The sequence below is a fragment of the Actinoallomurus sp. NPDC052274 genome (assembly GCF_040679475.1).
GTDB lineage: Bacteria > Actinomycetota > Actinomycetes > Streptosporangiales > Streptosporangiaceae > Actinoallomurus > Actinoallomurus liliacearum.
In genome coordinates, this window is record NZ_JBFAUT010000007.1 from 77696 (window position 1) to 91733 (window position 14038).

Sequence of the window (14038 nt, forward strand, 5' to 3'; positions counted from 1 at the left end):
AAAACAGACGCCATTTTTCCCTTGGCGTAGCCGAGACCGTCGCCGGCGCGTCGTGGCCGCCGCTGGGACGCAGGGCGCTCAGACGCGTTCGGGCGGCGGCTCCGGCCGCGCCCGCGCCCACCCGCGCGCGCCACCCAGGTCCGGAGCGCGGCCCGGGGGCGGCGGCGGGTCGAGCAGCGTCCGTACGGGAGTGCCGTCGAGGACGCCGCGCTCCCGGAAGTGGTCGACGGTCCTCATCTCGGCGGGGGACAGCACCGGCGCGACCGGCGCGCCCGCCTCGGTCAACCGGGCGACGACCGCGTCGCGGGGCAGCTCGGCGATCCGGCCGGCGAGGTCCCGGTCGAGCTCCCCGGCGCGACGCAGCCGCTCGGCGAAGGGCAGGCCGGCGTGGTGGTCGAGTCCGAGGGCCCGGCAGGTGGCCGCCCACAGCCGATCCTCCGACACGACGCCGAGACTCACCCGCGCGCCGTCCCGGGCCGGATAGACGCCGTAGCCCGGCACCGGTCCCCGGGAACCCGGTGCCTCCGCCGCCGTGGAGACCGGGACGGTGCTCATCCAGTTGGCCAGCACGTCGGCCATCCCGAGGTCGATGCGCTCGCCCCGCCCCTTGTGGCAGGCGGCCACGATCGCGAACGCGGCCATCATCGCGGCGGCCATGTCCGCCACCGGGAACTCGTGCCCGCCGTCGTCCGGCGGCGCGGTGCCCGCGTACGCGCGGTAGTTGACGTCGTGGCCGGGCAGCGCGGCGAGGGGGCCGCTCGCGCCGTACCCGGAGATCGAGCAGTAGACGATCCGCGGGTTGACCGCTCGTACGGCGTCGTAGCCCACGCCGAGCCGGTCGGCGACGCCGGGACGGTAGCCCTCGACGAAGACGTCCGCGCCCGCCGCGAGCTCCAGGCAGCCCGCCCCGCCGGCCGGCAGGTCGATGACGGTGCTGCGCTTGTTCCGGTTCAGCAGCTCGAAGTGGCTCGGGAAGGCGCGCATCGGCTCGCCGCCCGGCGGCTCGACCTTCAGCACGTCCGCGCCGAGCTGGGCCAGCAACTGCGTGGCGTACGGCCCCGGGCGCCATCGCGTCAGATCCAGCACCCGCAACCCGTCGAGCAGACCCATGAAACCGTTATACCAAGCACTTGCTCGGTTCGCTGCCCGGGGGTTTCGATGCACGCCGAATACCGTCGCCGTGAATGGTCGTTTCGCGTAGGTTGTGATCTCGCTCCGGCCTCCCCCTCTCGATCGGAAGGCTCTGCATGCGACGCTCCCTCGTCGTGGTCGGTACGGCCACGGCCCTTACGGCTGCCTTCACCTCGACGGCCGCCGCCGCGCCCGGCTGGCGGATCGCGGGCAGCCACGCCGACGCCGCGCTCCGCGCCGTCGCGACCGTCAGCGCCAATAACGTCTGGGCCGTCGGCAGCCAGACCGTCTCCGGCAAGAACCGCGCGCTCGTCCGGCACTGGAACGGCAAGACGTGGAAGACGGTGGCGGTCCCCTCCGCCGTCAAGGGCATCCACCTCGACCACGTGGCCGCCACGTCCGCCACGTCCGGCACGAACGTCTGGGTCACCGGCACGGACGGCCGCGACAAGGCCTACGCCCTCCGGTGGGACGGAAAGAAGTGGCACACCGCCCCCACGCGTACGACCTTCGAACCGGCCGGTGACGCGATCGCGGCCATCGGCAAGAAGGACGTCTGGCTCCTGGGCATGGGCGCCGGCGGCCTCGGGGCGGGCAAGGCCCGGCACTTCGACGGCAAGCGCTGGAAGACCGTCGCCGTGCCCGGTTACGTGTCCGACGTCAGCGCGGTGTCGAGCCGTGACATCTGGGCGATCGGCCTGGTGCACGGGAAGACACAGTACGAATCGGCCGTGATGCACTGGAACGGCAAGACCTGGCGCAGGGTGTCGATCCCCACCGACGACCCCATGCTGGGCGGCGTCCGGGCGCTCGGCGCGAAGGACGTCTGGGTGTCCGGAGCCATGAGCGGCGTGATCCTGCACTGGAACGGCAAGAAGTGGACGTCCGCCTCGCCCGTGTCCGGGGTCGGGCGCATCGGCTCCATCGTCTCCGACGGCTCGAAGGGCCTGTGGGCGGTCGCGGACGGGACCCGGCTCCTGCGCTACCGCGCGGGTCGCTGGAGCCTCGCCAAGCTGCCGCAGCGCACCGGCTACAAGACACAGATCAACGCGCTGGCCCAGGTGAAGGGGACGACCTCCGTCTGGGGCGTCGGCACGCTGGCCGTTGGCGATGACATCGACAAGGCCGACGTGATCGTCAAGTACGGCCGCTGATCCCGTCCGGATTCGGGGGCGTCCGCCGGGTACGGCGGGCGCCTCCGTCGGTTCGAATACCTACGGTCGGTGTGTGGATGGTCGCCGATTGTGGAATGCATCCCTTCGTACCTGATCAAAACCGGGGGGATGGATCAGTGCCCACGAACACCACGAAGCGGTCGACCGCCCGCCGTTCCACGGCGAGCTCGGGTCGCACCGCGAAGACCGGCACGGCAAAGGCCGGCGCCACGAAGACCGGCAGGGCCAAGGCCGGTGGCGCGAAGACCGCCGCCGCCAAGAAAACGGCCACCGGCAAACTCGCCGCCAAGAAACCCGCAGCCAAGAAACCGGCCACCAAGAAGCCCGCGCGCACGGCGAAGAAGCCTGCGCACAAGGCGAAGAGGCACGCGAGCGCGGCGAAGAGGAAATCGGCCACGCCGACCGCGAAGGCGTCGTCCGCCGCGTCGAAGATGACGACCGCCGCGGCCAAGGCGGTGGTCACCGTCGCCAAGTCGCCCGTCACGGCCATACCGGTGCGCGTCGTCGGGTTCCTGACCGGACGGGTCGGCGGTCGCAAGCGGCGGTGACCGGCCGAAACGGCGCAGCCCCCTCCTGAACACCACCGGCGACGCGGAACTGCCAAACTGTCGTCGAGAGGTGATGCAGGAATGCAGGACAACGAGATTCTCGGTCATATCAACGACCTGGTGGTGGAGGAGCACACGCTCCGTGAGCGGCTGCAGAAGGGCGAGCTGACCGCCGACGAAGAGCACCAGCGGCTGCGCACGGTCGAGGAGCAGCTCGACCAGTGCTGGGACCTTCTGCGCCAGCGCAGGGCGCGGCGGGACGCCGGAGACGATCCCGACGGCGCCCAGTCCCGGCCGCCCGGCGAGGTCGAGGGCTACCTCCAGTAAGCGGTCAGTCCTCGATCGGCCAGGTGTGCACGGGCGCGTTGGTGTGCATGTGGTCGACGTAGCGGCGCGTCATCAGCCGGAGCGCCTCCTCGCGGTCGCCGCCGGCCGCGCGGACGGCCGCGACCTGCCAGGTCGCGCCATTTCGGCCGGTGGCGCAGCGCTGTTCGATGATCCGGAGCAGCCGGTCGCGGACCACCGTGTCGACGCCCCATCCGTCGAGGCCGGCGGCGGCGAGGGGCAGCAGGTGGTCGAGCACCAGCTCGGTGACCGGCGCCTCGCCGACCCCGGGCCAGTAGAGCCGGGCGTCCAGGCCGTACCGCGCCCCCCGGCGCGCGTTGTCGGCGGCGGCCGCGAAGGACATCCGCTCCCAGACCGGGTGCTCCTCCTCCGCCAGGGCCCGTACCAGACCGTAGTAGAGGGCGGCGTTGGCCATGATGTCCGCGACGGTCGGGCCGGCGGGCAGGACGCGGTTCTCCACCCGCAGGTGCGGGCGGCCGTCGACGACGGCGTACACCGGGCGGTTCCAGCGGTAGACCGTGCCGTTGTGCAGCGACATCTCGGCCAGTTCGGGGGTCTCGCCGCGGGCGAGCGCCTCCATGGGATCCTCGTCCTCGCACATCGGCAGCAGCGCGGAGAAGTACCGCGAGTTCTCCTCGAACAGGTCGTACACCGAGTCGATCCAGCGTTCGCCGAACCACACCCGGGGCCGTACGCCCTGCGCCTTCAGCTCCTCCGACCGCGTGTCGGTCGACTGCTCGAACAGCGGCAGCCGGGTCTCCCGCCACAGCTCCTTGCCGAACAGATACGGGGAGTTCGCGCCGAGCGCGACCTGCACGCCGGCGATGGCCTGGGCGGCGTTCCAGCACGCCGCGAAGTGCTCCGGGCGGACCTGCAGGTGGAACTGGACGCTCGTGCACGCCGCCTCGGGCGCGATGCAGTCCGAAGAGGTCCGCAGCAGCTCGACGCCCTCGATCTCCAGCGGCAGGTTCTCCCCGCGGGCCGCGAGGACCTGCTCGTTGAGGAGCTTGTACCGCGGGTTCGAGGACAGCGTCGCCTCACTGACGTCGGACTCGCGCAGCGTCGGCAGAATGCCGATCATCGCCAGTTCGGCGCCCACCGCCCGCGCACGCCCGTCGGCGTGGTTGAGGTTGTCGCGGATCCTCTGCTCGAGCATCGCGAGGGACTTGCCGGCCAGTGACCCGGGCGGCATGTTGATCTCGATGTTGAACTGCGCGAGCTCGGTCGCCCACGAGCCCGGATCGGCGATCGACTCCAGCACCGGCGCGTTCAGCATCGCGGGCCGACCGGTCTCGTCGACGAGGTTGAGCTCGACCTCCATCCCGATGCTGGCACGGTCCTCCTCGAACCGGCCGTCGCGCAACATCGCCGACAGGGCCTCCAGACAACGCCGGACCTTCTCCCTGTAACGCCGCCGGTCTTCCTTGGTGATGGCGACCGCCGCCACGTCCCTGCCCATGCCAACCCTCCGGGCGTGTTCGTCCCACCATTCCCGAAGGAGGCATACCCCTAGTCGACGAAGGTATGGATCGACTCCTGGTCTTTCGCGGCAGACGTGGCGAGAGTCTCATACCGGGACCGATGCTCCCGAAGGGCGTCGGCGATCTGCCGCGCCTCGCGGACGAGGCGGTCCTTCTCCCGTACGGCGCCTTCCACGGCCGTTCGGCGAGCGAGCCGCTGCGTGATCCACAGGACCGTCCCGCTGACGGCGACCACGGCGGCGACGACCGCCAGGACGCCGAGACCGGCGGCGATCGTCCCGATGACGACCAGGACGCCGGCGCCGGCCAGGGCCAGGCCGGATCGTTCCGCCGTCGGGCTGGTCACGTACTGGGCGTCGATCCCGGCCTCGGCCTCCGCCGTCGAGTCCGGCCCGTCCGGGCCGATCGACAGGTCCCAGCCGCGCACCCGGACCTGTATCCGTGCGGGGAGCGGACGGGACGCCTTCTCCGCCAGGTCGTCGGCCACCTCGGCGATCCAGCGGCGTCCGGCGTTCAGGGCGAGCAGGCGCAGCGCCGGCGATCTCCCGTCGAACATGTCGCCGCGCAGCAGCGCCCGGGTCTCTCCGCCCGGGGCGTCCCATGCCTTCGGCGGTGCGGCCGCGCCGTTCTCGATGATCTGCCGCAGCTCCCGGGCCCGGGCGATGAGCGGCGCCTCGTCGGGGCTTCCCTCGTCGACGAGCGTGACCAGCAGCGCGGCGAACTCCGCCGAGCCGGCGTCATCCGCCGTACGAGGTGGGGGTTCGGCCGCGGGGAGGGTCTCCTCGATCCGGGCCCGCAGGCGGGCGAGGCGCGCGGCGTCCGCCGGCGGTGCGGTCAGGGCCGTCTGGTCCCGCAGGAGCCGCGGCAGCCGGGAGGTCTTCCCGCTCCCGTCCGCGGAGGACATCTTCTCCGCCCACGCCCGGCCCTCCGCGGTGGCGGCGGCGGCCGGAAGGCCCTCGACGAACTCGGCCAGGCGGCGTTCGACGTGGGACCGTCCCGGCTCGCCGAAGATCCCTTCGGCGCAGGCGACCCACAGCCGTCGCTGCACGTGGGTGACGGTCTCGCCGAGGGGCGGCAGGGTCCGCGCCAGCCACGGCACGACCTCGGCGTCCCGGCCCGCGACCGCGAGCGCCAGCGTCAGGAACAGGGCGGTCCGCGCCTCGTCGCGCCGGCTCGCCTCGGCGGCGTGCGTGCCCGCGGTCACCTCGTCCCCCCGGAGCAGGGCCGACAGGGCCTCGGCGGCCGGCCCCAGCCAGTAGCCGGGGCAGTCACCCGGGTCGAGGCGGGGCGGGTCGGCGGCGTCCCGAGCGAGCGAACGCAGCAGTCGCCGCGTCTCCTTGCGGATGGCGGCCTCCCGGTCGAAGGCCGCCATCTCCATCCGCAGGTCCGAGAGCTCCACGAACGCGTCGAACGACCGGGCCAGCCGGTCGATCCGCCGTTCGAGCGTGCCCTCCACCTCCGTGAGCTTCGACTGCAGCGTTCGCGACCTGCGATCGGCGTAGTGGTAGGCCTCGCTGACCTCCTCCTGCAGGCCGCGGATCTGCCGGGCCTGCCGTGCGTCGATCCACCAGTCGCTCACGCCGCCTCCCGCGTCTTCGAATCCCGTCGCCCGAAGTCCGACGTACGGCACCGCCCGCCCGTTCCTCGCGAACGAACGGGCGGGAGGAGAGGACCGCTACATTCGCTCCGGAGTCGCCACGCCGAGCAGTTCGAGGCCCTTGGTGAGGGTGCGCAGGGTCAGCGCGCACAGCGCCAGCCGCGACGCCTTCGTGGCCTCGTCCGGCGCCCGCAGCACGTGGCAGTTCTCGTAGAAGGTGGTGTACGCCGAGGCCAGGTCGAACAGGTACGCGCACAGCCGGTGCGGCTCGGTCGCCTCGCCGGTCTGCCGCAGCGCGGTGCCGAACCCCAGCAGGTGCAGGGCGAGCGCCCGCTCCGCCTCGTGGTCGAGCGCGATCGGCCCCGCCGCCTCCTCCGGGGACAGCCCGCCCTTGCGGAAGATCGACCGGATCCGCGCCGTGGCGTACTGGAGGTACGGCCCGGTGTTGCCCCGGAAGGAGATCATCCGGTCGAAGTCGAAGATGTACTCGCTGCCCCGGGCGACCGACAGGTCGGCGTACTTGACCGCGCCGATGCCGACGGCCTCGACGATCCGCCGCCGGGTCTCGTCGTCGAACTCTCCCTCGTGCGGCACCTCGTCGAACGCCGCGCCGGCCCGCTCGACGGCCTCGTCCAGCAGCTCGGTCAGCTTGACCGACTTGCCGCTCCGGGTCCGGAAGATCTTCCCGTCGGGGCCCAGGACGTTCCCGATCTGGGCGTGCTCGGCACTGACGCTCTCCGGCAGCCAGCCCGCCATCCGGGCCACCGCGAACACCATCTGGAAGTGCAGCGCCTGCTGCGAGCCGACAACGTAGATCATCCGGTCGACGTCCAGCTTGTCGACGCGGTACCGGATCGTGGCCAGGTCGGAGGTGGAGTAGTTGTAGCCCCCGTCGCTCTTGCGGATGATCACAGGCAGCGGGTCGCCCTCCCGGCCGGTGAACCCGGGCGGGAACACGCACAGCGCCCCTTCGCTGATCTCCGCGATGCCCTTGTCCCGCAGCTCGTCCGCGGTGAGGCCGAGCATGTCGTCGTAGAAGCTCTCGCCCCGGATGTCCTCGTCGGTGAGCGTCACGCCGAGCCGGCCGTAGACCTTGTGCAGGTAGATCTTTGACAGCTCGACCAGCCGCTCCCAGTGCCGGATGGTGTCCGGGTCGTGGGCCTGCAGCGTCACGACCCGCTCCCGGGACCGCTGGGCGAACTCGGGCTCGGAGTCGAACCGCTGCCGCGCCATCTGGTAGAAGGCGTTCGGGTCGGTCTCCAGGAGCCTGGCCTCCGCCGATCCCTCACCGACGTCGAGCAGCAGCTCGATCAGCATGCCGTACGGCGTGCCCCAGTCGCCGATGTGGTTGTCCCGGATCACGTTGTGCCCGAGGAACTCCAGCACCCGCGCGAGCGCGTCGCCGACGATCGTGGTCCGGAGATGACCGACGTGCATCTCCTTGGCGATGTTCGGCGAGGAGTACTCCACGACCGTGGTCTGCGGCGCCTCGGTCCGCTCCACCGACAGCCGCTCGTCGCCGTGCATCTCCTGCGCCTGCCCGGCGATCCACTCCGGGCTCAGCGTCAGGTTGACGAACCCCGGACCGCTGATCTCGACCTTCGAGCAGACGTCGGACACGTCGAGGTGCGCCACGAGCTCGGCGGCGATGTCACGCGGCTTGCGGCCGAGCCTCTTGGCGAGCGGAAGCGCGACGTTGGCCTGGAAGTCGGCGAACTGCGACGGGCGGATCACCGGGTCGGCGTCGGGCTCTCCGAACGCCGCCCCGAGGGCGGCCTGGACGCGGGCGGCGAGAACGTGCTGCGGGTCGGACATCGGGATCCTCATGGAGTACGGCTTCGGCAGCTGTGGCTGCGACGTCTTCAAAGCCTATCGGCGAGCGACCGCAGCCCCATCCGAATATCCCCTACGGCCGGGTGGCGCGTCGGTGATCGTGCGACCTGCGCCACAGTCGGCGTGGGCCGCTTCACGAAGCCCGGCGCGCGCGGTAAGCAAGCAGGTACGTCCGACGGAGGGAAACCCATGGACCGGCCGTACGACATCGTCCTCTTCGGTGCGACCGGGTTCACCGGCGCCCTCACCGCCGAGTACCTCGCGGCCCACGGAACCGGGACGTGGGCGGTCGCCGGGCGGAACCCGGCCAAGCTGGAGGCGCTGCGCGACCGCCTCGGCGTAGACCTGCCGCTGCTGCGCGCCGACGTGACCGACCCGGCCTCGCTCCGGGAGATCGCCGCGGCCGCCCGTGTGGTGATCAGCACGGTCGGCCCGTACCTCACCTACGGCGAGCCGCTCGTGGCCGCGTGCGCCGAGGCCGGCACCGACTACGTCGACCTCACCGGGGAGCCGGAGTTCGTCGACCTGATGTACCTCAAGTACCACGCGCGAGCGGTCGAGACCGGCGCGCGGCTCGTGCACGCGTGCGGGTTCGACTCGGTGCCGCACGACCTCGGCGTCTACTTCACCGTCCGGCGGCTCCCCGAGGACGTCCCGCTCAGCGTGCGCGGGTACGTCCAGGCCGGCGGCGCGCCGTCGGGCGGAACCGTCCACTCCGCGATCACCGCGATGGCCCACCTGCGTGAGGCGGCCAGGGTGCACCGCAGACGGCGAGCGGCGGAGCCGCCCGTGCCGGGCCGCCGGATCCGCGCCGTCCAGGGGCGCCCGCACCGCAACGCCGGGCTCGGCGCCTGGGCGCTGCCGTTGCCGACCCTGGACCCCGACGTGGTCCGGCGCTCCGCGGCCGCCCTTGACCGGTACGGGCCCGACTTCTCCTACAGCCACTTCGCCGCGGTACGGCACCTGGCGTCCGCCGTCGGCCTGGCCGCCGGGACGGCGGGGGCCGTGGCGGCCGCCCAGATCGGGCCCGTACGGGATCGGCTGCTCGACCGCTTCACCCCCGGGGACGGGCCGTCGCCGGAGAGACGGGCCAGGAGCTGGTTCAGTGTGCACTTCGTGGGAGAGGGCGGCGGGCGGAAGGTCGTGACCAAGGTCTCCGGCGGTGATCCCGGCTATGACGAGACCGCCAAGATGCTGGCCGAGTCCGCCCTGTCCCTGGCCTTCGACGACCTGCCCGAGACCGCCGGCCAGGTCACCACCGCCGAGGCGATGGGCGACGCCCTCCTGGGCCGCCTTCAGCGCGCCGGACTGGAGTTCACGGTCGTCGGCTCGACCGGCTGACGAAGCGCGAAGACCGCAGGCCGCAGCGCCGGCCGCCGATCCGGCGTGCGAAACGCTCGGCGAACGACCCCACACGAGCCGCCGAACCACCCGAAAGCGGCCTGGAACCACGGGCACCACCGAGCATCGTGCTCCGGAAGGCCCTGGGCCCCGGCGCCGACGGTGGCGTCGCACGAAGTGCGACCGACTGACAACCGGCGCGCTGTCGCGGGCGTCCTGTGTCGCGGACGGTCGGTTCGCCCGGAGGAGGCGCACGGTGAACGAGGTCGTACTGCGTAGGCGGGGACTCGGGTTCTCGCCGGACCGGCCGTTGCAGCTCGCCGGGTACGCTCTCGCCTTCGTCGGGGTGGCCGGCCTGGCCTACCTCATCGGCGGGCGGAGCGGACTCCCCATCATCCCCGCCTGGATCGTCGTGATCGCCGCCTTCTCGCTCTATCCGCAGAAGGTCCTCACCGCGGACCGCGACGGCGTCTCGATCCTGAACCGAAGCAGCCTGAGCTGGGACCGGATCACCCAGATCGTCGTCTTCAGCGGGAACCGAGGCAGGGCCACGGTCGGGATCCGCGCCGAGCCGGACGACGCGCCGCGCGCCCGTACCTGGCCCCGGTTGCCGGAGTCGCTGCGGCGGATCACGCCGGTCCCGCGGCTGCGGGTCCCGGGCCGCGACGAGCCGTTCGCGTTCGCCTTCGAAACAGCCTGCGGGGGAACGCCGGCGGGCGAACTGGCCGACCGCTTCCGGAGCCTGACGTCGGTGCCGGTCGTCGAGGTCCGCCGCGGAGACGCAGAGCCCTACGCCGTACGCGCGCCGTTCCGGTCGGTAATGCCGGGCGCCGCCTTCCTGCTGGTCTGGAACGGCGTGATCGGCGGCGCCTGGGCCGCCCTCATGGTGCGGCAGGACCCACGCGCCGGGATCCCGCTGGGCGTCATGCTGGCCGGGTTCTGCCTGGTCCTGGCCGACCAGCTCATCCCGCAAGCGGCCCTCACGGCGGACGGAGCCGGCCTCCGGTTCAAGGAGGAGTTCCTGGCCTGGAACGAGATCGAGGCCATCGGGCTGACCGCCGCGCCGGACGGCACCGACCTGATCATCCGGACGGCCGCCGCTGCGGCGTTCGTGGAACCGGAGGTGCGGCGCCGGCTCGCCGGAACGCGCGTCGACCCGGCACGTCTGACGGCGATCGCACCCTCCCACGTCACCGTCGCCTGACCCGCTGCCGAGCTCCCCGATTCAGCTCTGGCAGCGTGCGAAACGCTCGGCGAAGGCCACCACGCGAACGGTCGAACCGCCCGAAACTAGCCCACGGCCACGGACATCGCCGAGCATTGTGTCCACACTCCCGCTTCTGAACGGCAGGAATCCGAACATCCGCGGATCAAGGGGCCGGATGCCCTCCGGCTCACGCGCTCGTACTCCGCCGGGACCTGCTCGGCGCGGCGCCGGGTGCGGGGCGGGTCAGGGGTCGGGGTGGTCGGGAGGGGCGCCGGGGTCCGAGTCGGCGTGGGGGCGGCGGGAGAAGCGGTTCTGGCGGGTGGCGGCCAGGCCCTCGCCGATCTGCTCGACGATGCGGTCGGCGGCCAGGTCGCGGGCGAGGACGCAGGCCGCGGCGATCCCGGGCGCGCGGGAGGCGCCGTGGGCGATGACCACGGTGCCGTTCAGGCCGAGGAGGACGCCGCCGCCGTGCGTCTCCGGGTCCAGGTGGTCCCGCAGCCGGCGCAACTGGCGGCGCTGCAGCAGCGTGCCGACGCGGGCGAGCAGGCCGGAGCCGATCGCGGAGCGCATCTCCGTCACCGCGAGCCGTACGGCCCCTTCGACGGTCTTGAGCGCGACATTGCCGGTGAACCCGTCCGTGACGACCACGTCGACCGCGCCCGCCATCAGGTCGCCGCCCTCGATGTTGCCGACGAATTCGACGCCCGGCAGGTCCCCGGACAGCAGCTCATGGGCGCGGCGGGTCAGCTTGTTGCCCTTGCCGGCCTCCTCGCCGATCGTCAGCAGCCCGACCCGCGGTGCGGGCACGCCGAGCCGGATGCGGGCGTACGCGGTGCCGAGCGTGGCGAACTGGACGAGCATCTCGGGCTTGGCGTCGGCGGTCGCGCCGGCGTCGAGGAGCACCGTCGGGCGCGGGCGCGTGGGCAGGACCACGGCGAGCGCCGGCCGCATGACCCCGGCCTGCCCGCGCAGGCGCAGTCGCGAGGTCGCCACCACGCCGCCGGTCGACCCGGCCGACACCAGCGCGGCGGCGTGCCCGCGCCGGATCAGGTGGCAGGCGACCGCCACGGACGAACGCGGCCGCCGCCACCCGGCCAGCGCGCCCGCGTCCATGGCGAGGGCGTCCTCGGCGTGCGCGATCGGGACCTCGCCCAGCGCGTCGTGCTCGCGGAGCAGGTCCCGGACGCGGCGGGCGTGGCCGACCAGGACGACGCGGACGCCGTGCTCGCGGACCGCGGCCACGGCGCCGGCCACCACCTGCTCGGGGGCCTCGTCGCCGCCCATCGCGTCCACCGCGACCCGCGGGCCCCCGGCCGGCTCGCCGGGCCGGTCGGCCCGCGCGTCCGGCCGGCCCTCGCCCGGCGCGTTCGGCCGCTTCCCGGCGCGCCCCTCGACCGGTCCCGTCATCGCGGGTCCTGGCAGCCCTGGCCGAGGCAGGGTTTGCGTACGACCTCGCGGCCGCTCACCGTGATCACGTACTCCTGACGGGGATGAGGGGAGTTCGCCTGGTAGGCGACGGCGTTCACCCGGACCGGCTCGCCGCGGTGGGTTCGGCCGACGCACTGCACCCGGACGACCGACAGCGTGTCGGCCGACAGCGTACGGCAGCGCATCCCCGCGCGGATCGTGTACCCGAGGCCGCGCAGTTCGTCGGCCGCGCCGCGGGCCGTCGCGTTGCGCAGTGAGCTCTCCGCGACCTTGCGGACGGGGTTCTCGCACGCCGCCACCATGAGGAGCGGGATGAGGGCGAGGATGACGGCCTTCACAGATCCCGGACCGCCTGTGCCACGACCTCGGGCCGGTCGATCTGCACGAGATGCCCGACGTCGGGCAGGACGACCTGCCGGCCGCGCGGGCTGAGCGCCGCGAGGTCGGCGTGCGCGCGTCGCCACGCGTCCCGGCCGCCCCGCATGTCGCCCAGGGCGGTGATCACTCGCAGCGGGATGTCGGGGAACCCCCGGTGGCACCGCAGCGTGAGCAGGTCCGCGGCCATCTGGCGGTAGACGGAGTCCTCGGCGAGGAGAGTGCCCAGGACGTGCCCGCGCGTGCACACCGCCTGGACGTACTCCGGGGGAGCGACGTTCCCGCGCGTGGTCAGCAGCCGCATCGCCAGGCGGTACGCGGCGGGGCCCGCCAGCCGGGCGACGCCGGTCGCGCCGGCGACCGTGCCGGCGAGGCGCGCGAGGGGCTCGAGGCGGGTGAGCGGGCGGGAGTACTTCGGCGGGCGCGGCTCCGCGCTGGGGTCGACCAGCACCATGCCGCCGACCAGCTCCGGGTGGAGCCGGGCGAACGCCTCGGCGTGGAAACCGGCGAACGAGTGCGCGACCAGGATGACCGGCGCCCCCGCCCACCGGGTCAGCGCGGCCAGCCGGTCGGCCTCCGCGCGGAGGGTCGCGGCGCGCCGTACGGGCGGGCTGCCGCCGAGGCCGGGCCGGTCGAAGGCGATCACGCGGTACGCGTCGCGCAGAAGCGAGACGACCGGGATCCAGTCGAACCAGGCGCCGCCGAGCCCCGCGCTGAGCAGCAGGGGAGGCTTCCCCGTACCCTCCGCGACGACGTGCAGGTGGTCTCCGCCGACGGTCATGAGATCGCCGGGCAGGCGGTCTTTCACGGGCTGGCGGCCTTCTCCCGTACGGCGCTCCGATCGTCGGGCGGCCCGACCGGGCGGAGGGCGGTCCACGCGGCGCGGGCGCGCCGCCGGCCGGTGTACAGCTCGACGGCGATGACGAACAGCCACACCGAGATCACCGTCACCTGCACGCGCTCCATGACGCCCAGCATCAGGCCGAAGTACATCAGCGGCAGCGTGCCCAGCGCGGTGCTCGTCTCCACGACCATGACGGGCCAGCTCCAGCGGGCGAGCACCGGCCAGCGGCCGTACCGGCGGGCGGCGATGGTCAGGGCGATGAGGCTGACGATGCCGCTGGTGACGACGAGCGTGCTCGTCACGGAGTGGAACTCGTGGGCGAACGACACGGTCCCGGCCCGCTCGCGTAGCGCGCAGGTCGGGTCGGAGTTCGGCGCGCAGTCCATGGCGAACAGGGAGTCGCCGATCGAGAAGACGCCGAACAGCAGCAGGGCCGTCCAGCCGACGAGCGCCCAGCCGCGGGGCCGCAGCCGGCGCAGCACGACGGCCGCGACCACGATCGCCAAGGTGCCCGCGAGGAAGTCACAGCCAGAGAAGAACCGGTGGTACGGCTGGTCGGTGGCGGACAGCTCGCTGACGTACCCGTTGACCGCGTCCAGCTTCGGGTCGATGAGGAACTGCAGGACCCAGGAGCTGTAGACGACGCCTGCGACGGCGGCGAGGACCGGCAGGAACGCCGGAATCATCGCCGGATCACGTGCAGGTGTCGCCGAAGTCACAGCTTCCAATCTAG

The 14038-nt window shown here is 72.9% G+C and carries 13 protein-coding genes; 4 read left to right on the plus strand and 9 right to left on the minus strand.

What is annotated here, in order from left to right; all coding sequences use genetic code 11:
• Window positions 1–78: 78 nt before the first annotated feature.
• Complete coding sequence (locus AB0K82_RS08530) at window positions 79–1110, minus strand: CoA transferase (protein ID WP_364394392.1); 1032 nt, start codon at window positions 1108–1110, stop codon at window positions 79–81.
• Between the two features lie 137 nt (window positions 1111–1247).
• On the opposite strand from AB0K82_RS08530, the gene AB0K82_RS08535 reads away from it, so the two are divergent.
• Window positions 1248–2285, plus strand: a complete 1038-nt coding sequence (locus tag AB0K82_RS08535; RefSeq protein ID WP_364394393.1) for a hypothetical protein — start codon at window positions 1248–1250, stop codon at window positions 2283–2285.
• Between the two features lie 115 nt (window positions 2286–2400).
• Here AB0K82_RS08535 and AB0K82_RS08540 read toward each other — a convergent pair whose 3' ends face one another.
• Entirely contained in the window at window positions 2401–2796 is a 396-nt protein-coding gene (locus AB0K82_RS08540; protein ID WP_364394394.1) for a hypothetical protein, read from the minus strand.
• A gap of 139 nt (window positions 2797–2935) precedes the next feature.
• Between AB0K82_RS08540 and AB0K82_RS08545 the strand changes: the two genes are divergently transcribed.
• Entirely contained in the window at window positions 2936–3181 is a 246-nt protein-coding gene (locus AB0K82_RS08545) for a DUF2630 family protein (protein WP_364394395.1), read from the plus strand.
• A 4-nt stretch (window positions 3182–3185) separates the two neighbouring features.
• On the opposite strand, the gene AB0K82_RS08550 is transcribed toward AB0K82_RS08545, so the two are convergent.
• From AB0K82_RS08550 to argS, 3 genes are all read right to left on the minus strand, one after another.
• A complete protein-coding gene (locus AB0K82_RS08550; RefSeq protein WP_364394397.1) occupies window positions 3186–4658 on the minus strand; it encodes a glutamate--cysteine ligase in 1473 nt (490 codons plus the stop codon).
• A gap of 50 nt (window positions 4659–4708) precedes the next feature.
• Complete coding sequence (locus AB0K82_RS08555; protein WP_364394399.1) at window positions 4709–6259, minus strand: hypothetical protein; 1551 nt, start codon at window positions 6257–6259, stop codon at window positions 4709–4711.
• Between the two features lie 96 nt (window positions 6260–6355).
• Complete coding sequence (gene argS, locus AB0K82_RS08560) at window positions 6356–8092, minus strand: arginine--tRNA ligase (protein ID WP_364394401.1); 1737 nt, start codon at window positions 8090–8092, stop codon at window positions 6356–6358.
• Window positions 8093–8299: 207 nt separating this feature from the next.
• Here argS and AB0K82_RS08565 point away from each other — a divergent pair, with 207 nt between their 5' ends.
• Window positions 8300–9451: a saccharopine dehydrogenase NADP-binding domain-containing protein gene (locus tag AB0K82_RS08565; protein ID WP_364394403.1), complete on the plus strand. Its 1152-nt coding sequence runs from the start codon at window positions 8300–8302 to the stop codon at window positions 9449–9451.
• Window positions 9452–9707: 256 nt separating this feature from the next.
• On the plus strand, window positions 9708–10655 hold the full coding sequence (locus AB0K82_RS08570) for a hypothetical protein (protein WP_364394405.1): 948 nt from the start codon (window positions 9708–9710) through the stop codon (window positions 10653–10655).
• A 246-nt stretch (window positions 10656–10901) separates the two neighbouring features.
• Here the strand turns inward: AB0K82_RS08570 and plsX are convergent, their stop codons facing one another.
• Genes plsX through AB0K82_RS08590 form a run of 4 tightly spaced genes read right to left on the minus strand, consistent with a single transcriptional unit; the run spans window position 10902 to window position 13991 of the window.
• A complete protein-coding gene (gene plsX / locus AB0K82_RS08575) occupies window positions 10902–12065 on the minus strand; it encodes a phosphate acyltransferase PlsX (RefSeq protein ID WP_364394407.1) in 1164 nt (387 codons plus the stop codon).
• On the minus strand, window positions 12062–12424 hold the full coding sequence (locus AB0K82_RS08580; RefSeq protein WP_364394409.1) for a hypothetical protein: 363 nt from the start codon (window positions 12422–12424) through the stop codon (window positions 12062–12064). Before AB0K82_RS08580 ends, plsX begins: the two co-directional genes overlap by 4 nt.
• Window positions 12421–13269, minus strand: coding sequence for an alpha/beta hydrolase (locus tag AB0K82_RS08585; RefSeq protein WP_364394411.1), 849 nt, complete (start codon window positions 13267–13269; stop codon window positions 12421–12423). Before AB0K82_RS08585 ends, AB0K82_RS08580 begins: the two co-directional genes overlap by 4 nt.
• Complete coding sequence (locus tag AB0K82_RS08590) at window positions 13266–13991, minus strand: DUF998 domain-containing protein (protein ID WP_364394413.1); 726 nt, start codon at window positions 13989–13991, stop codon at window positions 13266–13268. Before AB0K82_RS08590 ends, AB0K82_RS08585 begins: the two co-directional genes overlap by 4 nt.
• Window positions 13992–14038: the final 47 nt, after the last annotated feature.

Bases quoted from the DNA above. Each gene is read 5' to 3' on its own strand.
- AB0K82_RS08530 (WP_364394392.1), bottom strand. From the start codon at position 1,110: ATGGGTCTGCTCGACGGGTTGCGGGTGCTGGATCTGACGCGATGGCGC.
- AB0K82_RS08535 (WP_364394393.1), top strand. From the start codon at position 1,248: ATGCGACGCTCCCTCGTCGTGGTCGGTACGGCCACGGCCCTTACGGCT.
- AB0K82_RS08540 (WP_364394394.1), bottom strand. From the start codon at position 2,796: ATGGCCGTGACGGGCGACTTGGCGACGGTGACCACCGCCTTGGCCGCG.
- AB0K82_RS08545 (WP_364394395.1), top strand. From the start codon at position 2,936: ATGCAGGACAACGAGATTCTCGGTCATATCAACGACCTGGTGGTGGAG.
- AB0K82_RS08550 (WP_364394397.1), bottom strand. From the start codon at position 4,658: ATGGGCAGGGACGTGGCGGCGGTCGCCATCACCAAGGAAGACCGGCGG.
- argS (WP_364394401.1), bottom strand. From the start codon at position 8,092: ATGTCCGACCCGCAGCACGTTCTCGCCGCCCGCGTCCAGGCCGCCCTC.
- AB0K82_RS08565 (WP_364394403.1), top strand. From the start codon at position 8,300: ATGGACCGGCCGTACGACATCGTCCTCTTCGGTGCGACCGGGTTCACC.
- plsX (WP_364394407.1), bottom strand. From the start codon at position 12,065: ATGACGGGACCGGTCGAGGGGCGCGCCGGGAAGCGGCCGAACGCGCCG.
- AB0K82_RS08590 (WP_364394413.1), bottom strand. From the start codon at position 13,991: ATGATTCCGGCGTTCCTGCCGGTCCTCGCCGCCGTCGCAGGCGTCGTC.